This window comes from Trebonia kvetii, assembly GCF_007827045.1.
GTDB lineage: Bacteria > Actinomycetota > Actinomycetes > Streptosporangiales > Streptosporangiaceae > Trebonia > Trebonia kvetii.
In genome coordinates this window covers 651,580-673,315 of sequence record NZ_RPFW01000006.1, presented here as the reverse complement: position 1 = coordinate 673,315, position 21,736 = coordinate 651,580, and the positions used below count along the sequence as shown (strand labels likewise).

The following is a 21,736-nucleotide window of genomic DNA, read 5'->3' as shown; positions in this document are numbered from 1 at the left end:
GCATCCCGCTTTAACACGCCTGCGGTCGGCCTCGATGTCGCCCGCCTTCCGGCGTCCGATCCCGCTCTCCTCCCTGCGGGGAGGCAGCCGTGACCGCGCCGCTTCTCGCACCTGTCATCCCGTCGTCCCGCGTTTCGGAGGCCCGGCAGCGGCCCGGGTCCGCCACGGGTCGGCCGCTGCCTCTGGCGCACGCCGAGCCCGTGCCGCCGGCGCCCGAGGATGTGGTTTACGGGATCGGCCGAATCGATGCCTCGGGCCGTATCGCTGACCGGACCGTGACCAGCGCGCTGGGCTGGTCTGCCGGTGACCGGCTAACCCTGACCGCCGGTGATAACCGCCCGCCGCGACCCGGGCGGCATGGTGACCCTGCCAGACCGGGCGTACATCGCGATCCCCGCCGCGCTGCGCCGCCGCTGCGGCCTGCGGCCCGGCGACCGGGTACTGCTGGCCGCAGTGCCTGCCTCCGACACCCTCACTGCCTACTGTCTCGCCGTGGTGGACCAGGCCCTTCGCGCCCACGGCTTCTTCCCGCACGCGCAAGGAGCTTCCCGATGACTGCCACCTCTGTTTCCCGCCGCCTCGCAGCAGGCCGCCTTGGACGCGGCGCTGCTGATCCTGGAGCGGATGGGCCTGTCCCCCTGACGACCTGACCGCCGCCGCCATCCGGAAGCGCCCGCCTGTGCCGACGTTCGCCGACTATGTCCCTGGAACCGGGTGACCGAGCAGTGGGGCACCCGGCGCTTGGACGAGCCGACCCCATCGGAGATCCGGCAGCTTATGGCTCACGTCAGGGCTGCGATGCTGGGCGAGAAAGAGTTCTTCATCCGCAAGGCGATCGGCTGGGTCCTGCGCGAGGCCTCCAAGCGTGACCCCGAATGGGTCGCCGCCTGGACGGCGCGCCACCTGCGGGAGATCTCCGGCGTCACCTTCCGCGAGGCGGTCCGCCGCCTCCCGGTGGAGACGGCGGATCAGCTCCGCGCCCGGCGGGAATCCGTCCCAGCAGGACGAGCGTCAGGATCTCGACCGCAGGAAATCCGCGGTTAAGCCGGGACGGAAACCGGGACGACGGTTATGACGGACTCGAGTCCGTGAAAGTCTGCTGGGTTGGTGGTAAAGAGAGGTAGCCTGTTCGCCGCCGCGATGCTCGCGATCATCAGGTCGGCCACGCGCCCGCGCGGTTTGCGGCCGATGCTGATGACCTCGGCGGCGATGATTCCGTACCGCCTGGCTGCTTCGACGTCGAAGGGCAGCGGGCTGAAGGTGGCTTCCACTCGCTGCACGCGCATCATCCGCCGGGCGCGCTCGACGGCATCGACGGCCGAGTGGACTCCTGCTGAAAGCTCGGCGAGGCTGACCGTGCTGATGGCAAGCTCGGACGGCAGATGATCTGCTGCCAGCCGCTCCAGGAAGATCAGGATGTTCGTGTCGCCGAGCCCTCGCAGGTAGCGGGTGCTCACTCTCCGTCCTGGGCGTCCTCGGGATCGCCAGCGCGGCTGTAGGCGTCGAAGTATGCGTCGGTGTCGGCGTAGCGGTCTTGCTCGGCACGGAAATCCGCGGCATTCATCGGCGGCAGGTCACCGAAGAGTCCTACGAGCTCGGCTGCCGGGACCAACTGACGGCGCAGCGGAGTGGGCTGATGGACGTAGGCGTCGATGGCAGCTTGGGCGACCTGCTGCATGGAACGATGCTCAGCCTCGGCCTTCCGCCGGAGGGCCTCGGTCTGTTCTTCGCTGAGTCGAAGCGTCATGGCCATAAGCAGATGATACCGCATGGTATCAGTAGCGCCTAGACCGCTGCACCCTGCGCTCGTCCTGGTCGCGCTGGTGGGAGCGGGGACAGCCGCGCATGAGCCCATGACCGTCCCTGTCGAGGATCTCGGCGAAAAGGCGGCCAGCCTGGCGGTGGCGGTCATCACGGCCACGGTCCTGCTCAGCGTGATCACGCACGGCGTCAGCGCACAGCCGCTGGCGCGCCGCTATGGGGCAGTGTCTGCCCCGGCAGGGAAAGGCCAGGACTCAGCCCCGCCCCAGCCCGAGGAGGGGACCGGGGCGCCATGCTTAGCCGGTGCCGCCCACCACGGCGGGATGACGCTGGTGAGCGGCGCTTGCTGGCCACCGGCGAGTGTCGCGGTCCCCGAACGTGCGGCGAGACGCCTTGCCCGGCCCGAGCCCGCAGGTACGAACGGCGCAGAGCCGGCGACTGGCGACTTCCACCCCGGCCGTCCGCGCACGGGTGCCGCATCACCGGATGCCGGCGCGAACTCGTCAGTGTCTCCCGTCTAGACCGACGGCCCGCGCGGCTGCCCGACATGAAGCCGCGCGCGAGTAGCGCGCACCGCGGGAACGCGATCGGGTGCCGTCATCAGCCACGCTGATAGGGCTTGTTCAGATTGGCCCTTTCCGCCCGCCTACGTAGTGAGGTCTGCTGGCAGCACCGAGATTTCTGCACCACGACGCGGTTCCCGCTCCGGAACCACCGAGAAAGGCCGGGAATCGGGACTTCTGGCCCCGGTTATCCGCCCTTAGGCGTGCATTGCGTACCCGTGGCATGGATGCGGCATCCGCAGGCACTGGCAAGGAGGAACCATGGACCAGAGCTACCCTGTGCAGGTTCGAGCTCGCCTGGACGAGCCGCTGAGCCGCTGGCTGTGGCTGGTCAAGTGGCTGCTGGCGATCCCGCACTACATCGTGCTGTTCTTCTTGTGGATCGCATTCACCGTCGTCACCGTCATCGCGTTCTTCGCGATCTTGTTCACCGCGCGCTACCCTCGCCCGCTGTTCAGCTTCAACCTGGGGGTGCTGCGCTGGTCCTGGCGGGTCGGCTACTACACCTACAGTGCCCTGGGGACCGACCGCTACCCGCCGTTCAGCCTGGATGAGGAGCCGGACTACCCCGCGAGGCTGGACATCGCCTATCCCGAGCGGCTCTCCCGCGGCCTAGTCCTGGTCAAGTGGTGGCTGCTGGCGATCCCGCAGTACGCCATTGTCGCAGTGTTCGCCGGCGGGGCCGCCTACACCGGTACCGGGACCCACGGGAATACCTGGCAGGCGGATACCCTCTCCGGTGGCCTGATCGGGCTGCTCGTGTGCTTCGCGGCGATCACGCTGCTGTTCGCGGGCCGCTACCCGCGAGGGCTGTACGACTTCGTCGTTGGCATGAACCGCTGGGTGCTGCGGGTCATCGCGTACGCCGCCTTGATGACCGACTCCTACCCGCCGTTCCGACTGGACCAGGGCGGGGCCGACCTGCCCGCACCCGCACCCGATGACCCCGCACCCGCATCGGCCGCTTCGGCCGCACGGGTCGGCTGAGGAACCTTTTCGCCCGCATCCACGCAAGCCACGCGGATAACGACCAACTACGGCCCACCCACAGATACACCCTGGCATTTACGATTTCTGCCGCGCTTCTCGGGCTCGGCGCACTTCTCGCGGTCGTCATGCTGCCGTCCCACCGCAGGTCCAGGGATCTAAACAACGAGGACACCATCCTCGTCTCCGCACCGCCCGCAGCGGCAGCCGCCGACGCGGCGCCCGCGCCGCAGCGGCGAAAGTGATGCCTAGGATGCAACGAGCTATCGGAGGACACCGTGGTTGACGACACCGCCCGAGACCGGGCCATCTACCAGGCGCTGAAGGCGACCGACGAAGTCGCGGCGGCACTTCAGACTCACCTCATCGAAGAACACGGAGCCGACCCAGAACGCGCCGCCCCGCAGAGCCCTTCGAGCAATTCATTCAAGCTGCTGCGACAGGCGCGCGAGCGCCTGGGAGAGGGACTGCGGGCCCTCGGGGCAGGCCGCATCGCCGAGTCCGACAAGATCTCTCAGCGTAACTAGCGCCACCGCAGGAACCGGCACCTTCCGGCACGCAGCCGATCGGCGGCAGTCACCGGGCACCACCGACTGCGAGAGTACCTGTCAGGGCATTGTCACCGGCATGCGCAGTCGGTAGGCCTTGGAGCTAACGCAAGAACCCCCAGCCGCGCCTGATGATCGCCCTACCTGCCTCCTACCTGTCTCGCAGCCTGGACCACGGGGCTGGACCCCGCCGGCCGCACCGTCCCTCATCGCACGGCAGCCCACGGCTTCCGCCGGGGCGACGGCACAGGTCTCCCGGAGTGGCCCCTCCTCGAGTGTGCGGCACTGGTCCGCTGCTACGCATCCCTGATCGCCGCCGTCCGCCAAGCGGTCAACCGCAGCGCACCGATGCGGACTGAACTGGTTCCTGCCCAGGGGCCGGGCTGGTGGAGCTGGATAACAACTCGAGGATGTCCCGCGGCTGCCCGGGATCAAAGATGACCTCGACCACCTCGGCATACCGCGGATTGTTGCCGGCGGCCGGGTTGCCGTTCTCCTTGCCGGCGCAGCCGACGCAACCGACGCGGGCGGAGATGCCCAAGTCGTGTTGACGGTTACTTTCGAGCGGCTCGCGCCGGACCCGCGCAGCCGGCCGCCAGGACGTCGGCGAGTACCAGTGCCGCCGTTCGGCACGCTGCTCTGGCCAGCGTGCTCTGTTCACCTTCGCCCTTCGTCGCGCCGCATGCCGCCGGTCGGCGTCCGCCAGCATCTCCTGCTGCCGTAGCCGCCCGAAGGCGCCAAGAAAGGAGGGGTCGTACACGCCTTTACCTCACTTCCGCCCGCGTCTGACTGCGCTGCAGCCAGCCGGCTGCCCGTCGAGCTACCTGCAAGGGTGCACAGTCCCGGCGATCGCGGCCATCCGACGTTCTGCGTATGTCGCGCCGGCCGCAGCCGAAGTAACCTGGCCTGGGAGGGACGGCGTTATGAAAGGACCGGCAGCAGCCAGCGGGCGGGACCTGCGCGCCCTGGCCCGGATCGTCACTGACGACCGCGGCGATCCCCCGGCCGAAGGACTGCCGCCGTCCTTGCTCAGCGACCTGGCGCAACTGGCCGGCTGCGACTTCCTGGTCTTCGGGGGCACAGACAGCAGGCGGATGACGGACTGGTTCGGGCAGACCGTCCCAGCCGAAGCCGACGACCCCGCCTACGACGTCTCGTCGTTCTGGGCTCACTACTGGGACAGCCCCTGCAGCCACCCTGAGCGCACCGGCGACCTGCGCAGCCTCGTGAAGATCTCGGACTTCTACACCGCCCGGCAATGGCACAGCACCGGCATGTACCAGGACTGCTGCAGGCCGTACGGGATCGAGCACGAGCTGATGCTGTGCCTGCCCGACGCCCCGGGGTGGACAGCCGGGCCCGGGAGGAGCCTGCGGCTGGTCTTCATCCGCGGCCCCGGCCCAGATTTCTCCGGCCGTCACCATGACCTGCTCACCGTACTGCGCCCGCACCTGCACCAGGCCTACCTCCAAGCCGAACGCCGCCGCCACCCGGTCCCGCGGCTCACCGCCCGGCAGCAGGAACTGCTGCGCCTGGTGGCCGCCGGGCACACCAATGCCCAGATCGCCCGCCGCCTGGGCATCTCCGACGGGACCGTCCGCACCCACCTGGAAAACATCTACCGCCTGCTGCAGGTATCCAGCCGGACCGCCGCCATCACCCGCGTCTTCGCCGACCGGCAACGGACAGAATGAATTCCCTCGCCAGAGCGATCTCGATCACGTAGGTAAGCTGCACCTCGGCCCGCACAACAGAACCCCCAGGCACGCCTGAACACCCTGGCCTACGGGGATTGGTCTGCGAGGTCGCCGCCGGCGCAGATCGAAGGCGGATACAGACAGATCGTGAAGCGGTAACCAGCGCCTAACACGGAATGTAACCGGACACGGCGTCCAGTCCGGGAGATGCTGTGATCCTGGTTCAAGCGTGGCCGATCTGCACGGGTTATGCAGTTGGGGCCCTTCGCTGGGGTGACCGGGTTGTCCGGCTACTGTCGGCGGGCCAGGAATTCGTCACGGATCGCTGCGAGTGAGAATCGCCCGTCGGGTGTGTCCGCTGTCCAGTATGTCCATCCGTTGGTCGATGTGCCGGAGGCGGCCCCACTTGCGGCCGAGGGAGTGTTGTAGGTCTGCCGCGCCCCGGTCTCTGCCACCGGGCGGGTGCGAGACTTCCCGATGCCTGACAAGCCTTCCGTGCTGTTCGTCTGCGTCCACAACGCCGGACGCTCCCAGATGGCCGCCACCTGGCTGACCCACCTCGCCGGCGACCGGGTCGAGGTTCGCTCCGCGGGCTCGGCCCCGGCCGATGCCGTCAACCTGGCGGTGGTCGAGGCGATGCGCGAGGTCGGCATCGACATCTCCGCCGAGACCCCCAAAGTGCTGACCATCGATGCCGTGCAGGCATCCGACGTGTGCATCACCATGGGCTGCGGCGACGCGTGCGCTGTCTTCCCCGGCAAGCAGTACCTGGACTGGACGCTGGAGGACCCGGCAGGCCAGGGCACTGCGGCCATCCGCCCCATCCGGTACGAGATCAAGAAGCTCGTCGAAAGCCTGATCACCGAGATCGCCCCGGAGACAGACCGCTAAGCGGAAGCTGCGGGTCTTCCGCAGCCGCTATGGGTGCCGACCACGCGGCCACGCGTTCACAGCCTCCTCCGGCCGATGGCGCTGCAGCCATTTGCGGGCGGCCTCCTCGCCGAAGCCGTGTGCCTGGAAGACGTCAAGAGCGGCGGTCCGAACAGTCCGCGCCCGGTCTTCGTGGTTCAGGTGCTCCTTCATGCGCGTCACCACGTCGTCCTGTTCGTAGACGTAGCGGCCGTTTAATGTCTGCGCAAATTGCGGCAGGAGTTTGTAGTAGCGGCGTTCTCCCACTCGGCTAGGCGCGGAAGGCGTGAAGTCAGCTGTCGTCGGCGTGATCGGCGGCTATGAACAGCGAGGCGACTCGCCTTGGTGTCGGGCTCGGCGGCGCTCAGGGCGGCGGTAGCAGCCCTCTACCAGAACACAGAGGCAAACGGCTGAGCTCCACCCGCCTTCTGGCGATCACGCGGGCGGGCCGGCAGCGCTACCTCCCGTTCGGGATGGAATCTCTTATCGGTGGCACCGGCCGGATTCCTGGGCTGAGGGCTGGTAACCCGCTGGCGTGTCTGTCTGCCCTTGTCCTCGCTGGTTGCTCAGGCCGCAGGCCGGCCTGTGTCCGTGTTGTCGCCGAGCGAGAGGTAGGTCTCGTCTTCCTGCGCCGTGTGCAGCCGCAAGATGGCGTGCAGGCCGTACAGGAGGCCGCGCAGTTCGGCGATGTCGGTGTCGTCGGGCTCACGCTCGCCGATATCGTCAGCGAGGCGCCCGAGCCGCGCTATCTGGACGGCGATCTCGGCGTGCGCCCTGCTCATCGGGGCGGTGGGGTCCACTCCGCCGAGCACCCGGTTCAGCGCCGGGTACAGGTCCGATTCCTCCGCGTGCTCGTGCGGCCATACCTCGCTGGTGAGCAGTTCGCACATGCGGCGGACCCTGGCCATCGCACCGGGCTCGGTCAGCGTCTCAGCGACCGTCCGGAGCTGGTCAATGTCCGTCCGGATCGCCTCGTGCTCGGCGCGGAACCGCCGGGTGAGGCCGGTGTCGGCGGCTGTCAGCCGGACCTCGGGAGCGGCCGGCCGGAGGGCACGAAGCGCGTTCAGTATGACCGCGACGTCGATGGCCTCTTGCAGCAGCGCGCCCCATACCGCGGGCAGCATCCCGGCCGCCGCGACGCCCATGGCGGCCAGTGACATGCCCATGCCGGCCATCACGCTCTCCAGGGCGATCCGCCGGGTACGCCGGGCTATTACGGCCACCTCGCCGAGGCGGCCGATCTGGTCGACGGTGAGGACTGCGTCCGCCGCTTGCGACGACGCGGTGGAACCCCTGGCTCCCATGGCGATCCCTACGTCGGCCAGGGCCAGCGCGGGGGCGTCGTTGATCCCGTCGCCGGTCATGATCACCGGTGCCAGGCGCTGCTCACGGCGCACCACGTCCAGCTTGTCCTCCGGGGTGAGCTCCGCGATCACCTCGTCGACGCCGGTAAGCGCGCCGACGGCGTCGGCCGCTTCCGCGCGGTCGCCGGTCGCCAGCACGATCCTGCTGATTCCGCCCTGGCGCACTGCCCGGATGGTCTGCCGGGCATCGGGGCGGATCCGGTCCTCAAGCAGCAGCACGCCCGCCGGCTGGCCGTCGACGGCGGCGAACACCGTCAGCGCGCCGTCCAGCCGGACCCGGCGGCGCGCGGCCCGGACCCACGGCTCGGTTTCCGCGGCGCCGACCCATCCGGCGCGCCCCAGCCTGACCACGCGGCCGCCGACGGTGCCTGTGATGCCCTGCCCCGCTACCTCCGTCACGGCGGCCGGCCGGCTGATCGGGCTGCCGTGCTCGGCCGCTGCCCGGACGACCGCGGCGGCCAGCACGTGCCCGGACACCTGGTCCAGCGACGCGGCGAGGCTCAGGATCTCTTCCTGGTCCGGGCAACCGGTCCCGGCCGGGATGACCGCGGTCACCTCGGGCTGCCCGACGGTGAGCGTCCCGGTCTTGTCGAGCACCAGGGTGGTGCAGCCGGCCAGCCGTTCAAGGACACCTCCGCTCTTTACCACCACGCCGCGCCGGGCGGCCGCCGACAGCCCGGAGACCAGGGCGACCGGAGCGGCCAGGATGAGCGGGCACGGCGTCGCGACCACGAGAACCGCGACGGCGCGGGCCGGCCCGCCGAGCGCCCATGCGATCCCGGCTACGGCGAGGGTCAGGGGCAGGAACCACATGGCGTACCGGTCGGCGAGCCTGACGAACGGTGCCTGCGAGTTCTCCGCCTCGCTGACCAGGCGCACGATGCCCGCGTAGGTGCTTTCCGCGGCGCTGCCGCTGGCCCGCAGGCTGAACGGGCCGCCGGCGTTTACCACCCCGCTCGCTACCGGGTCGCCCTGGACGCGTTCGGCAGGCCGGACCTCGCCGGTCAGGGCGGACTCGTCAAGGACGGCAACGCCCGCGGCCACGATGCCGTCCACGGGGACCACGTCACCGGGCGCTACGAGCACCATGTCGCCGGCCGCGATCTCCTCAAGCGGCACGACTTCCACCCGGTCGGCGCGCGACCGGCGCGCGGTCCTGGGCGCCCGGTCCAGCAGCGCGCTCAGGTCATGCCTGGCGCGCAGCGCCGCCCACGCCTCCAGGGCCCGGCCGCTGGTCAGCATCACGCTGATCACCGCCGCAGCCAGCAGCTCGCGGACGGCTACCGCGCCCGCCAGCGCGAGCAGCGCGATCACGTCCACGCCCAGGCGACCGCGCCGGATGCTGTCGGCGGCGGACCACAGCGCGTAGCCCAGGCCGCACGCCGCCGCGGCGAGCCACGCCACGTCCGCGGTCCCGCCCGCACCGGCCAGCCAGGCCACGCCACCCGCCGCCAGGCCAGCAGCCGTCAGGGCCAGCAGCACAGCCGCCGACCGCCGGCTCAGCCGTGCTGCCGCCGCCCGGAATAGACCGCTCCCCATCATTCCCTCAGCATGCGCGCCCCCTGACCGGGAAGCACCCGGGCGGAAGGTACCCGTCCTGGGGACCTTGGTCACTCCTTGCTTACCTGTCTTCTCGCGTCTGATCTAGCCGTTCAGCCGGCCCGCGGTGCCGCCGGCATGCGGCTCCCTGGGGTGCGTCGCCCGCCCCTCGGCAGCCGCCCGGACCTGAGCATCCGACGGGACGCCGTCATCAGCACTCATGCCCCCACTAGACCAGCCGACTCCGGCGTCCACGGCGGCCCCCTCGGCCTAGACCGCTCAGAAGTGATGCTCTGGCTGCTCAGAGGGGGAAATTAGCTTCAGCTGTGAGAATGTGGCCGTGATGAGCGGCGGGCAAGTCTACGAGTCTGGTCAGTTGCCACCCCAGGAAGAAACACGGACATGGAGTAATCCACCGCCGGCGCCCGTGCCGCGTCCTGCGCTAGTTGACGCGGGTGCCGCGCTGGCCGGGCTTGGCTTCGGCGCCGTCCTCGCCGCGGTGATCCTCGGCGAGTCCCGGGGCTCGCTCGCCGCGCCGGGCGGGCTGTTTTCTGCGACCGGCCGGCTCGCCGGCTTTGCCGGCACCTATCTCATCCTGATCATGGTGGTGCTGATCGCCAGGCTGCCATGGCTGGAGAGCTCGGTAGGCCAGGACCGGCTGGTCCGCTGGCACCGGCAGCTTGCCCCCTGGTCGATCAGCCTCATCACGGCTCACGTAGTACTGATCACACTCGGTTACGCACAGGCGGCGCGCACCGGGGCGCTGCACGAGCTGTGGGTGCTGGTGACGTCCTACCGGGACATGCTTGCCGCGGCGGTCGGCTTCGGCCTGCTGATCATGGCCGGGGTCAGCTCGTACCGGCATGTCCGGCGTCGCCTCAGGTACGAAACCTGGTGGGTCATTCACCTGTACCTCTATCTAGGGCTCGCCATGGCGTTCGCGCACCAGATCTTCACGGGCGTCTCCTTCATCGGTCACCCGCTGGTCAGGGCGCTGTGGATCATTATCTGGACGGCTACCGCGGGGATGGTCCTGGTGTTCCGGGTCGCGCAGCCAGTCTGGCGGAGCCTGCGGCACCAGCTCCGGGTGGTCGAGGTCCGCCAGGAGGCGCCCGGGGTCGTCTCGGTGGTCTGCCAGGGACGGCATCTCGACCGGCTTGCGGTATCCGGCGGCCAGTTCTTCCACTGGCACTTCCTCACCAAGGGGATGTGGTGGCAGGGGCACCCGTACTCGCTGTCCGCCCTGCCGCGGCCGCCGTACATCCGGGTCACCATCAAGGGGCTCGGCGACCAGAGCCGCGCGGCGGCCAGCCTGCGTCCTGGTACCCGGGTCGCGGTCGAAGGCCCCTATGGCACGTTCACCAGCCACGCACTCGTCCGCGACGGGGTAGCCCTGTTCGCCGCCGGGGTCGGGATCACCCCGGTGCGCGCGCTGCTTGAGGACCTGCCGGCCGGGGTCGACGTGGTGGTCGTGGTCCGCGCGTCGACCCCAGCGGACCTCGTTCACCGGGACGAGGTGGCCACCCTGGTCCGGCAGCGCCGCGGCCGGCTCCAGGAGATCGTCGGGTCGCGGCACAAGGTCAAGCTCAACGCCCGGGTCGTGCGGTCCCTCGTGCCCGACATCGCGCACCGCGACGTGTACATCTGCGGGCCTGCCGGGTTCAGCGCGGAGATCGCCGCCGCCGCGCTGCAGCTCGGGACGGACGCGGAGCAGATCCACACAGAGACGTTCGGGTTCTGATGCCTGAAAGGGGCAGACAGCAGATGCGCACCAGCCAAGGCCCGGCGCTGTGAAGCGGGCACCAATCGTAATCACGGGGACCGTAGCGGGCCTCATCGGCGTGCTTGCGTTCCATACCCGGTCGCCGGCCATCTCCGTCGCGACGATCCCCGCGGCGGGAGCGGCCGCTACCAGCCCCGCGGGAGCAGCCATCTCCCAGGGCAGTTCAGGGACGGCGCCCTCGTCGAAGAGCAAGTCCAAGGCCAAGGCCGGGCGGTCTGCCGCGCCCAAGGCGAGTTCGGCAGGCACGCCGAGCAGTTCACGGACGGCCGTCGGGCCCCAGGTGAACTACAGCTGGGGCGTGCTGTCGGTCTCCGTCACGGTGTCCGGGACCAAGATCACCAAGGTCGGGATCGCCTCCCTGGACGACGGCGGGAACCCCCGCTCGCAGTACATCGACCAGAACTCCATCCCGGTCCTTGAACAGCAGGCCGTGGCGGCGCAGAGCGCCAACATCCAGGGCGTCTCCGGGGCAAGCTACACCAGCGCGGGATTCCAGCAGTCGCTGCAGGCGGCGCTGAAACAGCTGGGCGTCGGGTGACCCCTGACCCCGGCGCGGCGGCCGGGCCGGCTGGCTCGCCGCCCGTTCACCTCGTCCACCATCTCGAGGACGTGATGGGCACAATCGTGGTCATCGACGTCTACGCGACCGCGGGCTCCGCCACCCCGGACACCGCCGCTCGTCGGGCGAGCCAGGAGATCAGCGGGCAGCTAGCCGAGGCGGTAGCCACGTTGCACCGGGCCGATGAGATCTTCAGCACCTGGAAGCCCGACAGCCCAGTCAGCCGGCTGCGCCGCGGAGATCCCAGCAGCGCCCAAGCCCCCGTCGAGGTGGCCGAGATGCTTGACCTCTGCGCAGCAGCCCGCGACCTGTCCGGCGGGTGGTTCGACCCGTGGGCCGTGCCCGGTGGGTTTGACCCGTCCGGCTACGTGAAAGGCTGGGCCGCGCAGCGGGCGCTCGCCGCGTTCCGCGCCAGTGACATCTGCGGGGTCCTCGTCAACGCCGCCGGCGACATCGCAAGCAGCGGCGGCCTTGGCGACGGCACGCCCTTCAGGATCGGCATCGCCGACCCTCATGCGCCGCACCGCCTGGCTGAGATCGTCGAGCTGACCGGGGCGATCGCCACCTCGGGAACCTACGAGCGGGGCGAGCACCTCATCGACCCTCGCTCGGGGCGGCCGGCCGCGCGCGCCGCCTCGGCCAGCGTGACCGGACCCGACCTCGGCCTCGCGGACGCGCTGGCCACCGCGCTGGCGGTGGCCGGAGAGCCTGGCCTCGCGCTGATCGAAGGACTCGACGGTTACGAGGCGCTCATCATCAACCCCGACGGCAGCAAGCGGCGGACGAAACGGTTTCCCCTCGTCGCGGCCGGCACCGCGCAAGCCCGGTAACGACGCGCACCTCCCTGAGTGCTTTGCCTCAGGCCAGCGATTACCTGGGGCGGGTTCCTGAGACGATGCCGGCTTCCGCGACGACCGGCTCGAAGCGCACGTCGCTGAAGCCGGCATCGCGCAGCGCCAGCTGCCAGAATTGCGGTGCGGCCGGGTGCTCGTGGCCGACGCCAAGCCCGTACCTGGCAAGGTTCTTGGCGATCCGCCACCAGCCGGCAGGGCCCCTGAGCGCGAACGTCTGCAGCTTTTCGCGGAGTATCTCCCGGTCGCGCTGGGTCGCGCCGCGGCCGAACATCATGTCGGCGACCACGATGCGGCCCCCGGGACGCAGCCACCGCGCCGCCTCGGCGGCAAGCATCCGCTTGTCGTTGTCCCTGAGGTGGTGCAGTGCGTAGCTGGAAACGACCAGGTCGACGCTGGCTGGCGGCAGCCGCAAGACCCGCAGGTCTGCCACCGCGGTTCTGACGTTGCACGATCCGGCCTGCACAGCACGCGCGGCCAGAGATTCCGCCATCGCGGCCGAGATATCGACAGCGAGCACAGAATTCACCAGCGGGGCGAGCGCCAGCGCCACGAACCCGGTGCCCGCGCCCAGGTCCACGCAGGCATCGGCGGGCCCGGGGGCCGAGATGGCGAGCAGCCGGTCGCGCACTATGTCGAATCCGCTCGCTGAGGTGACGTGCGTATGCCAGCCCGCGACGCGCCTGTCCCATATCCGCGCTAGTGACAAAACGGCACCCCCTTCAGGTTGCCTGGAAGTTACGCGGTGAGGATCTGTCGCACCGATCAAGCTGGCATGGAGAATTTCTGCATCCGCGCCGATTCCGCAGAGGTCGTTAAGTGGCTCTGAATACGACCCGGACGGTGCACGGGAGAAGCACGGCCGGGTTATGGTGGCGGATCGAAACGTGCAGATATCGACGGGACAGCCGCATGCCCCGACGGGCAGCCGGCGTGCTGGCGGCTGCCGCGAGCCTGGCGGCTGCCGCGAGCCTGGCGCCGAGCACGGACGCGATCGCCAGTCCGGCCGCGATATCCGGAAAGGCGGGCGGCCCTGTCGGACCGGGAGTCGAGAAGGTCGCGAGCGGGACCGTACGCAGTCTGGGGGAGCCGGCCGCGGCGCAGGACGCCGCGGCCACCGCGGTCGCGGCGACCACCTTCGGCACCGCAGGGGCACAAGCGGCGGTCTGGACCAGGCGGGTCGGCAGCGCGGTGTGGCGGCGGTCGGGGTCCGTCCTGCCGGCCGGGTTCGGCTCCAGTTACGACCCGGCGGCGGCCGCCGTGCCGGGCGGGCCGCTGCTCGTGGTGGCGGGCACGGCGCCGCCTGGGGAGCAGTGCATTACCAGCGGTTCCGTCGCGATCGCGAGCGTCGGCTCCCGCGGCACCCTCGGCACCGCCAGGCTGGTCAGCGATCAGCGCGGGACGGGCAGCTTCGATGACCGGCCGATCGTCGCGGTCGGGCAGCACGGCACGGCATGGGTAGCGTGGTCACAGGGACCTGACGCGGACGCCTGCCAGGACGTAGGCAGGGCTGACCGGATCGAGGTCGCCGTCTCCCACGACGCGGGCATGACCTTCGGCGCCCCGGTCGCCATGCCCGGCGACGGCGGCCACTCGGCATTCGGCGTGCGGCTCGCGCCGCTGCCCGGCGGGCAGGCAGCGGTCTCCTGGACCGAGACGACAGCGACCGGAGGCCAGGCAGTCCTCGTCTCGGTCCTCGGTGCCGACGGACGCCCGCGGCAGCCGGAGCCGGTGCTGACCGGAGACGGACCGCCGCTGGTCCTGCCGGGCGCCACCTTCTACGACTTCCCCGCCGGGGACATCGCCGCGCTCCCCGACGGGAAGCTCATGGTCGCCGCGCCCTTCTGGGTATCGGGCCGGAGCGTGATCAAGCTGGCCGCCGGCACGCCGGGCGGCCCGTGGCAGCAGACGAGCCTGAACCCGCCAGCCGGCGCCGACCTGCTGCTACCCGCGCTCGGACTGCTGTCACCCGGCGAAGTGCGGCTGCTGTGCGCCGTCCACACCCGCTCCGGTGACCGTCTCGGGTACCACTGGGCCAGCATCACCCTGACGAGTCGCGGCGCTGCCGTCAGCCTCGCCGGGCTGAGGGAGCTGACGCCCGCACCGCCTGGTCCCGGCTTCTTCGAGATCGGCGAGGAACTGGCGCTCGCCCGCACGCACGACGGACTGCTGACCGCGGTCGTAGTCGCCGGCCAGGACGGGGCCGCGCTCGAGACCGCCACGTTCAGCTCGCCCGCCGCGGCCACCACCCCGCCGGACAACACGGGCACGCCCGCGTCCAGGACGCCATCGCCAGGAACACCGGGGACATCCGGACGCACCGCGGCAGGTGCTGGCACAGCGAAGGCCGCGAACGCCCGGCCGCGCGGTTTCGCTACTACGGCCGCGTGGCTGGCCGCGGCCGCGCTGGCCTGCGCCGGCGCGGCCGGCGCAGTGCTCCTCCGGCGCCGCCGCGGCAGCGCACGGCACCATCGGCCCAGTCACAGGAGACGGTGACGCGATATCCGGTCAGCGATGGAACCCGACGGGGGTGCCTGCCGGCCGCCACTGGCCCGCGAGGTGCACGGTGAGCAGGGCGATCACCAGGCCGGCCAGCAGCGAGGCGATCAGCAGCGCCAGCCGGGTGCCGCGCCCGCCGAGGACTTCCACCGCCCGGCGGGCGTGCCGCCCGCCGCCCGCGTGCCCGACTGCGCCACCCTCAGGGATGGCGAGGCCCCGCGCCTCGGCGGCGAGCAGCCTGGGCAGGCGCGGGACGTAGGCGAGCACGTGGACGGCCATCGCGCAGAACCACACTATGAACGAGGCCTTGTGCAGCAGGAGCCACGGGCCCTGACGGGAGCCGGTAGCGACGAGCATCACGCCAGAGCCGAAGACGCACGCCGTCAGCAGGATGAGGACCGGCCCGAGCAAGCGCAGCAGCGGCGCGGGCGGCCCCTTGCGCCGGTACGGGGCGCTCCCGGTGTAGTAGCGGACGAAGCGGTAGATCACCGACCCGGCTTTGAGTGCGACCGGGCCGAGCAGCAGCATGCCGAGGAAGACGTGCAGGGTAAGCAGGCGGCCGAGCCGCAAGATGGTGAAGCCCTCGACGGCGAGCAGGACCAGCAGCACCGCCCCGGTCATCGCGGTCAGCCGCTCGTTGCCCTCTGTCCCGCCGAACCGATGGGCATGCTGAGCCGGCCCTGGCGGCCGGAGCCGCTGGGGTGGCTGCGGTGGCCGCTGGCGGGCACCCAGAGAATCCGGCCAGTTCCCCCGGTCCCCGTACTGGTCTGGATATGACACGCTCGCAAGCTAGCCAACGATGCTCTGCGCCCGTTCGAGCCAGTGTTTCAATTTCCTATGAAGAAGTTCTGCTAAAGCCCCCTCGCACCCGGTTCGTTGCCGTCAGGCAGAACCTGTTTCCCTGGTCGTGAACGGCAGGCCCAGCGCGCTCGGGTTCACGCGGCGCTGGCGGGCGTGGGGCGGCACCTGCCCCTGCGGAGCTGAGCATCCCGGATCGGAGTACCAGTGGCGGTCAGGCCTGGGCTGGGCCACCGCGGGCGGCGCCCTCATCTACGTGGCCGGCCCGGTGCTCGTCATCCCGGTCCTCGAGTTCCCCGAAGAGCAGGAGCAGGACGGTGAGGAGGGGTGCCTGTCCTTCCCCGGCATCTTCTACGACGTGAAGCGGCGGCTGGCCCCGGTGCCTGCAGCACGAGACCGACCACCTGGACGGCGTGCTGTTCATCGACCGAATGGACGTGGCGATGAGGAAGCTGGGTATGAGGGAAATCAGAGCATCAAAGTGGGATGTGCAGATGAAGATGAGCGGGCATCGAAAGACTGGCCGCATAGTCTGGCACCTGGCGCGGGCGACTGCGCTCCCGCATAGATTGCGCCGGAAGCTGCAGGTAACTGGGCCGAGGTGTGGGTATTGGCTCGTAACGATTCCTTCAAATTGAGGCAGGCGGCGTGCCCACGAGACTGACCTACGCAGGAGGTATGCGATATGTCACGAAGGGTGCCCCGTGGTGGACCAGGCCGTGAGTGGCTTAACGAGCCCGATGACGGACAGGCCCGCGACGACCAGGGCGCTCAGCGCAACGGTAACGGCGCTCCCGGCCAGGATCAGCAGCAGCACCAGTACGGCCAGTACGGCGGACCCGCGGGTTACGGCCAGCAGCAGCCCTACGGCGGCCAAGGCGGTAATGGGCCCGGGCCGCAAGGCTACGACCAGCCCGGCCCACCGCCTGGCCCCGGCCAGGGCAATGAAAACCAGCCCACGCAGACGTTCAACCACCAGGGCCGTGGCGCCACTTACCCGGGAAATGGTGACCCGCGCGGCCACAACGGCTGCGACGGCGGCCCTCGCGGTTACCAGGAAGGACCCGTGCAGGGAAACATGCGCCGGTACGAGGACCCGCAGCGATTCGACGGCCAGCGCTACCAGCTGCCGGGGCAGGGGCCTGGTGGCCCGGCATCCCCTGGGGAGCCGTCACCGGAACCGCCGACCAGGAAGGTCCGGTTCCGCCGGACCCGCAGGTTCTTCCACCGCCGCACCGTCCGCGTGATCAGCGCGATAATCGCGCTGTTCCTGCTCGTGACGATGTTCTCCGCCGGGCAGGCGGCGTTCAAGAACAACGGCCAGGGCATGACGGCGAACCTGGCGGAGTGGGCCCGCGACCACTACCTCGGCCCGGTCGTGACGTTCGGCGAGTGGCTCTCCTACAACCCGCCACCCAAGGGGGGCAGGCCGTCATTCTCGCTTGCCGTGCCGAGCGGCGAGGGAGTTGCCCCGACTAAGCCGCCGAAGGGCAAGACCAAGATCAAGACCAAGCAGTTCGTGCCCGACATCCCGGGCACGCTGAAGTCGCTCGCGCCGTCGCCGATAGCCGGCGAGGGTCAGTGGCGCGTGGTGGAGAAGGTGAAGGGAAACCCGGCCATCCTGACCACGTTCCTCCGCGACGCCACTTATACCTCCCAGGTCAACGGCGTGGCGTCGATCGACCAGCGGCTGGTCAAGTTCTCACTGCACCCTGGCTCCGAGGACCCGGGGTCAAGCCCGTGGGGCTGGAATGACACCTTCATCCCCGCGGGCAAGCGCACCGGCCTGCTGGCCACGTTCAACGGCGGGTTCAAGCTTAGCTCGGCGGGCGGCGGCTTCTACCTGAACGGCTCGTACCACGGCTCGCTTGTGACGGGTGCCGCGTCGGTCGTCTACTACAAGAACGGCACGATCAAGATCGGCAAGTGGGGCCGCGACTTCTCGATGAACGCCAAGATCGCGGGCGTACGGCAGAACCTCAAGCTGATCATCGACCACGGCAAGATCTCGCCGAACCTCAACCAGGACATCATGACCAATTTCGGCGCCACGCTCGGCGGCGGGTACTACGTGTGGCGCTCCGGCCTGGGCATTACCAAGGACGGCCGGATCGTCTACGTGTACGGCCCCGCGCTGAACGTGCAGGACCTGGCCGAGCTGCTGCACCGGGCAGGCGCGGTCGAGGGCCTGCAGATGGACATCAACCCCGCCTGGATGAAGTTCGACACCTACCAGGCGAAGGGCAACCCCGCCAACCCGACCCCGGTGACGCTGCTGCCGACGCAGCAGCCGAGCGCCTACTCGTACTACACCGCCTCCACCCGTGACTTCACAGCCGTTTACGCACGGTGACCATCGACAACACGGTGACCTCTGGTGGTACACAGCCGCATCCCCAAGGTGAACCTCACAGCACATACCTGCCAACACATACCGCAAACGCTCCAAATAACCTCAGAACGTCCAGCCCAACCGCATACCTGGCAAGCCCGTGCCCCGCCTCGAGTACGCCCAGCTCGGCATACCGCAATAATGGATCATCGAGCACACCCCGGCGCCCTCGGTCCAGGTCCTCACGCTCGATGGCACCGCCTACACCGCCGCCCCCGCAGTAACCCAGGGCACCCTGCTCGAAGCCGTCATCGACGCCGACAAGCCCTTCACCGTCAGCCTCGACCCCGCCGACCTCCTCGACTTCTGACCCAAGCACCCCGCAACGACGGCCAACCGCCCGCAGAACACCAGAACCAGAACCAGAAATGCTTCGAGCACGCGGAACAGCTTTGGAGCAGACTTCCAGCTCGGGGTCGGCGACTGGTCAGGTTCCCGTCACATCCTGGGGCTGTGAAAGCCGTAACGGCGCCGGCCCGGTTGCTCGTCGTAGACGACGAGGCGACAATCCTGGAACTCCTGTCGGGCTCGCTGCGCCTGGCGGGGTTCGAGGTAGTGACGGCGTCGAGCGGCGCCGAGGCGGTGCAGGCCGCCGCGTCGTCCCGCCCGGATCTGGTCCTGCTGGACGTGATGATGCCGGACGGCGACGGGTTCGAGGCGCTCCGCCGGATTCGTTCCCGGGGCAGCGAGGTTCCGGTGATCTTCCTTACCGCCCGGGACGAGGTGCCGGACCGCGTCCGGGGCTTCGACGTCGGCGGGGATGACTACGTCACGAAGCCCTTCAGCCTGGAGGAGTTGCTTGGCCGCATCCGGGCGGTGCTGAAGCGCACCCAGCCGGCCATTCCCGGTTCGCGGCTGCGCGTCGCTGACCTTGAGCTGGACGACGACGCGCACGAGGTCCGGCGAGACGGTGCCATCGTCGCGCTGACGCCCACTGAGTACCGGCTGCTGCGGTTGCTGATGGTGAACGCTGGCCGCGTGGTCAGCAAGGGCGAGATCGTGGAGCATGTCTGGGGGCACGACGACGCGGACGGTGACGGCAACGTGCTCGACCCGTGCCTTAGCTACATGCGGCGCAAGGTCGACCAGGGGCAGCCGCGGCTGATTCACACGGTCCGCGGATTCGGCTATGTGCTCCGGATCCCGCCGCCGTGAGGGCCGGCCGGCGGCGGGCGGCCGTGCGGGGCATGTCCCTGCGGACCCGGGTGATGGCCGCCGCGGCGCTGCTGGTCGCGCTGACCTCGCTGGTGACCACTGTTCTGGGCACCACGCTGGTGCGCAGCTACCTTTTTTCCCGTGCAGACGCCCAGCTTCGGGGCTTCGCGACGGTCGCGACCCGCATCGTGGAGCGGCAACAGCTCCAGCCCAGTGACAGCAGTCGCCCGCAGACGCTGCCCGAGCAGTTCCTGGTAGAGGAAATCGCGCCGGACGGCCAGATCAGCGTAGCGGGCGGCCCGCTGGGCTCCGCGGACGGACCGGAGCTGACCGCCGCGCAGCTCAGCGAGACCGGAACGCCGTTCACCGCTGCGGCTTCGGCGGGAGGCTCCTGGCGCGTGCTGGTGCAACCGCTGTCCGGTGGAAGTCATCTGGTCATCGCGTCCAGTCTCGGCGACCTCGACAGCACGATCACCCGGCTGGAGATCGCCGACGCACTGGCCGCGGCCGTCGCCGTCGTGCTGCTGGCCGGTGTCGGCCTGCCCCTGGTGCGCGCCAGCCTGGCACCGCTGCGCGGGATCGAGTCGACGGCGGCGGCGATCGCGGGCGGTGACCTCTCCCGGCGCATCGACCATGCGGCACGCAATACCGAGGTCGGGCGGCTGGCCGAGGCGCTCGACGTGATGCTGGCCAGCATCGAAGCCGCCTACCTGGCGCGAGCGGACGGCGAGGCCCGCGCCCTTCAATCGCAGGACCGCATGCGGCGTTTCATCGCAGACGCCAGCCATGAACTGCGCACACCGCTGACCTCGGTGCGCGGGCTCGCCGAGTACGGCCTGCAGCAGGGCAGCGACGCCAGCCCCGAGGAACTGCTGCGGCTGATGGGGCTGATCGCCCGCGAGGCCGGCCGGATGGGCCGGCTGGTGGACGACCTCCTGCTGCTGGCCAGGTTCGACGCCGGGCGCGCCCTGGACTGCCGGCCGGTCGACCTGGCCAGCATCGCGGCCGAGGCCGTCCAGCAGGCCCGCCTCGTGGCCACCACGCGGCCGATCACGCTCGAGGCAGCCGAACCGGTGATCGTGGATGCCGACGCCGAGCGGCTGCGCCAGGTCATCGATAACCTGATCGGCAACGCCATCCAGCACACCCCGCCAGCAACGCCGGTCGCGGTAACGGTGTCGGGCGAGCCCGGCACCGGGCGGCTTACCGTCACCGACCGCGGGCCCGGCATGACGCAGGAACAGGCCTCGCACGTGTTCGAGCGGTTCTACCGCACCGACAACGCCAGGACCCGTGGCGGCGCCGGGCTTGGCCTGGCCATCGCGGCGTCGCTGGCCGCCGCCCATGACGGGACGCTCACCGTGGACACCCAGCCCGGCCACGGAACCGCGTTCCACCTGCGCGTCCCACTTGCAGAATCCTTCCCGGTAATCTGACCTACGCTCGCGTGGTCCTTGGCGCGCCCTTGCGGAACGTTTGCCGAAAACTTGGGGTAAATCCGCGCTGCACAAGCTACCGGTGCGCTTCCCGTTTCCCTCCACCGAACCTCCAGCGTGGGCTGGCATAACTGAGATCAACAGCCCGGCGACAAGGAGTAAAAGAAATGTTTTCCGGCATACGGTCTAAGGTCATCGCAGGTGCAATAGCGGCCATCGTGATCGGGGGAGGTTCCTACGGGATCGTCGCTGCCACCTCCGGCAGCGCAACTACCACCACGGCCAGCGGCAGTGGCAGCGGCCACGCCTTCCCGGGCGGCTCCGGAACCGCAGGCGGCGGATCCAACGCCCGGTCCGGGCCTGCCGCGGGCGGCTCGGCCGGGACGGCCGGCAGCGTGTCCGCGTCCGGCTTCACCCTGACGACTTCGGCCGGACAGAAGGTGACCGTCAAGGAGGCCTCCACCACCACCTACGAGCAGGGGACCAGCCCGGCCTCGGCCGGTGCCGTCACCGCCGGCGTGCCCGTCCTCGTGCTCGGGATGACCGACAGCACCACCATCACGGCCGCCGAGGTCATCGTGCAGCCCCCGGCCAGCAGCGCATCGTCACCCGGCGGGCAGGTGATCGCCTACTCCAAGGGGACGCCCGGTTCCTCCCAGCAGGTCGGCATGATCCCGGCGGACTACACCCAGGGGACGGGAACGCTCGCCAGCGGCACCACCGCGGACAAGGCAACCCAAGCCGCGCTGGCCGCCTACCCGGGCGGCGTCGTCGACCGGATCGTAGAACTGGGCAACGGCGACTACGAGGTCCACTACATCGGCGTCAACTGGCCGCATCACATCTTCGTCAACCAGTCCTTCCAGGTCATCGGCGCCAACTCGTAGCTGACGGC

Annotated in this window: 23 protein-coding genes; 15 read left to right on the top strand and 8 right to left on the bottom strand. The window is 69.9% G+C overall.

Annotated features, from left to right (window positions below):
- The first annotated feature begins 327 nt into the window (after positions 1–327).
- On the top strand, positions 328–555 hold the full coding sequence (locus tag EAS64_RS31755; RefSeq protein WP_145859003.1) for an AbrB/MazE/SpoVT family DNA-binding domain-containing protein: 228 nt from the start codon (positions 328–330) through the stop codon (positions 553–555).
- A gap of 222 nt (positions 556–777) precedes the next feature.
- Positions 778–1,044 (top strand): DNA alkylation repair protein, encoded by a 267-nt coding sequence (locus EAS64_RS31750; protein ID WP_145859002.1) that lies wholly within the window; start codon positions 778–780, stop codon positions 1,042–1,044.
- Here the strand turns inward: EAS64_RS31750 and EAS64_RS31745 are convergent.
- Both EAS64_RS31745 and EAS64_RS45180 read right to left on the bottom strand, forming a co-directional pair.
- Positions 1,041–1,457, bottom strand: a complete 417-nt coding sequence (locus tag EAS64_RS31745) for a type II toxin-antitoxin system VapC family toxin (RefSeq protein ID WP_145859000.1) — start codon at positions 1,455–1,457, stop codon at positions 1,041–1,043. The genes EAS64_RS31750 and EAS64_RS31745 overlap by 4 nt on opposite strands.
- A complete protein-coding gene (locus EAS64_RS45180; protein ID WP_222849755.1) occupies positions 1,454–1,753 on the bottom strand; it encodes a hypothetical protein in 300 nt (99 codons plus the stop codon). Before EAS64_RS45180 ends, EAS64_RS31745 begins: the two co-directional genes overlap by 4 nt.
- An 832-nt stretch (positions 1,754–2,585) precedes the next feature.
- On the opposite strand from EAS64_RS45180, the gene EAS64_RS31735 reads away from it, so the two are divergent.
- Positions 2,586–3,311 (top strand): DUF4389 domain-containing protein, encoded by a 726-nt coding sequence (locus EAS64_RS31735; protein ID WP_145858998.1) that lies wholly within the window; start codon positions 2,586–2,588, stop codon positions 3,309–3,311.
- A gap of 278 nt (positions 3,312–3,589) precedes the next feature.
- Complete coding sequence (locus EAS64_RS31730; RefSeq protein ID WP_145858997.1) at positions 3,590–3,838, top strand: hypothetical protein; 249 nt, start codon at positions 3,590–3,592, stop codon at positions 3,836–3,838.
- A gap of 352 nt (positions 3,839–4,190) precedes the next feature.
- Here the strand turns inward: EAS64_RS31730 and EAS64_RS31725 are convergent, their stop codons facing one another.
- Positions 4,191–4,619, bottom strand: coding sequence for a hypothetical protein (locus EAS64_RS31725; protein ID WP_145858995.1), 429 nt, complete (start codon positions 4,617–4,619; stop codon positions 4,191–4,193).
- Positions 4,620–4,782: 163 nt separating this feature from the next.
- Between EAS64_RS31725 and EAS64_RS31720 the strand changes: the two genes are divergently transcribed.
- Together EAS64_RS31720 and EAS64_RS31715 are read left to right on the top strand one after the other, a co-directional pair.
- A complete protein-coding gene (locus tag EAS64_RS31720; protein WP_145858994.1) occupies positions 4,783–5,553 on the top strand; it encodes a helix-turn-helix domain-containing protein in 771 nt (256 codons plus the stop codon).
- 480 nt (positions 5,554–6,033) lie between these two features.
- Entirely contained in the window at positions 6,034–6,447 is a 414-nt protein-coding gene (locus EAS64_RS31715; protein WP_145858992.1) for an arsenate reductase ArsC, read from the top strand.
- 27 nt (positions 6,448–6,474) lie between these two features.
- Here the strand turns inward: EAS64_RS31715 and EAS64_RS31710 are convergent, their stop codons facing one another.
- Positions 6,475–6,732 carry a hypothetical protein gene (locus EAS64_RS31710; protein WP_145858990.1) on the bottom strand — a complete coding sequence of 86 codons (258 nt, stop codon included), beginning with the start codon at positions 6,730–6,732 and terminating at the stop codon, positions 6,475–6,477.
- 299 nt (positions 6,733–7,031) lie between these two features.
- Positions 7,032–9,371, bottom strand: coding sequence for a heavy metal translocating P-type ATPase (locus EAS64_RS31705; RefSeq protein ID WP_246115938.1), 2,340 nt, complete (start codon positions 9,369–9,371; stop codon positions 7,032–7,034).
- Positions 9,372–9,795: 424 nt separating this feature from the next.
- Here EAS64_RS31705 and EAS64_RS31700 point away from each other — a divergent pair, with 424 nt between their 5' ends.
- The 3 genes from EAS64_RS31700 to EAS64_RS31690 are packed head-to-tail and all read left to right on the top strand — an operon-like array spanning position 9,796 to position 12,540.
- On the top strand, positions 9,796–11,109 hold the full coding sequence (locus EAS64_RS31700; protein ID WP_187366315.1) for a ferredoxin reductase family protein: 1,314 nt from the start codon (positions 9,796–9,798) through the stop codon (positions 11,107–11,109).
- Positions 11,110–11,158: 49 nt separating this feature from the next.
- Positions 11,159–11,689 (top strand): FMN-binding protein, encoded by a 531-nt coding sequence (locus EAS64_RS31695; RefSeq protein ID WP_145858986.1) that lies wholly within the window; start codon positions 11,159–11,161, stop codon positions 11,687–11,689.
- Positions 11,686–12,540: an FAD:protein FMN transferase gene (locus EAS64_RS31690; RefSeq protein WP_145858984.1), complete on the top strand. Its 855-nt coding sequence runs from the start codon at positions 11,686–11,688 to the stop codon at positions 12,538–12,540. Before EAS64_RS31695 ends, EAS64_RS31690 begins: the two co-directional genes overlap by 4 nt.
- A 40-nt stretch (positions 12,541–12,580) precedes the next feature.
- On the opposite strand, the gene EAS64_RS44005 is transcribed toward EAS64_RS31690, so the two are convergent.
- On the bottom strand, positions 12,581–13,270 hold the full coding sequence (locus EAS64_RS44005; RefSeq protein ID WP_187366314.1) for a class I SAM-dependent methyltransferase: 690 nt from the start codon (positions 13,268–13,270) through the stop codon (positions 12,581–12,583).
- A gap of 203 nt (positions 13,271–13,473) precedes the next feature.
- Here EAS64_RS44005 and EAS64_RS31680 point away from each other — a divergent pair, with 203 nt between their 5' ends.
- The gene (locus EAS64_RS31680) at positions 13,474–15,057 is read left to right on the top strand and encodes a hypothetical protein (RefSeq protein ID WP_187366313.1); all 1,584 of its coding nucleotides are present in this window, start codon (positions 13,474–13,476) and stop codon (positions 15,055–15,057) included.
- Positions 15,058–15,069: 12 nt separating this feature from the next.
- Here the strand turns inward: EAS64_RS31680 and EAS64_RS31675 are convergent, their stop codons facing one another.
- A complete protein-coding gene (locus EAS64_RS31675; RefSeq protein WP_145858980.1) occupies positions 15,070–15,840 on the bottom strand; it encodes a hypothetical protein in 771 nt (256 codons plus the stop codon).
- Between the two features lie 232 nt (positions 15,841–16,072).
- A complete protein-coding gene (locus EAS64_RS46290; RefSeq protein ID WP_246115937.1) occupies positions 16,073–16,282 on the bottom strand; it encodes a hypothetical protein in 210 nt (69 codons plus the stop codon).
- Between EAS64_RS46290 and EAS64_RS46285 the strand changes: the two genes are divergently transcribed.
- The 5 genes from EAS64_RS46285 to EAS64_RS31650 all read left to right on the top strand — a co-directional run bounded on the left by EAS64_RS46285 (position 16,242) and on the right by EAS64_RS31650 (position 21,728).
- A complete protein-coding gene (locus EAS64_RS46285; RefSeq protein WP_342782092.1) occupies positions 16,242–16,496 on the top strand; it encodes a hypothetical protein in 255 nt (84 codons plus the stop codon). The two genes, EAS64_RS46290 and EAS64_RS46285, sit on opposite strands and share 41 nt — an antisense overlap.
- A 47-nt stretch (positions 16,497–16,543) precedes the next feature.
- Complete coding sequence (locus tag EAS64_RS31665; RefSeq protein WP_145858979.1) at positions 16,544–18,211, top strand: phosphodiester glycosidase family protein; 1,668 nt, start codon at positions 16,544–16,546, stop codon at positions 18,209–18,211.
- A gap of 492 nt (positions 18,212–18,703) precedes the next feature.
- On the top strand, positions 18,704–19,405 hold the full coding sequence (locus EAS64_RS31660; protein ID WP_246115936.1) for a response regulator transcription factor: 702 nt from the start codon (positions 18,704–18,706) through the stop codon (positions 19,403–19,405).
- Positions 19,406–19,437: 32 nt separating this feature from the next.
- Positions 19,438–20,841: a sensor histidine kinase gene (locus tag EAS64_RS31655; protein ID WP_145858976.1), complete on the top strand. Its 1,404-nt coding sequence runs from the start codon at positions 19,438–19,440 to the stop codon at positions 20,839–20,841.
- Between the two features lie 167 nt (positions 20,842–21,008).
- Positions 21,009–21,728: a PepSY domain-containing protein gene (locus EAS64_RS31650; RefSeq protein WP_145858975.1), complete on the top strand. Its 720-nt coding sequence runs from the start codon at positions 21,009–21,011 to the stop codon at positions 21,726–21,728.
- The last annotated feature ends 8 nt before the right edge of the window (positions 21,729–21,736 follow it).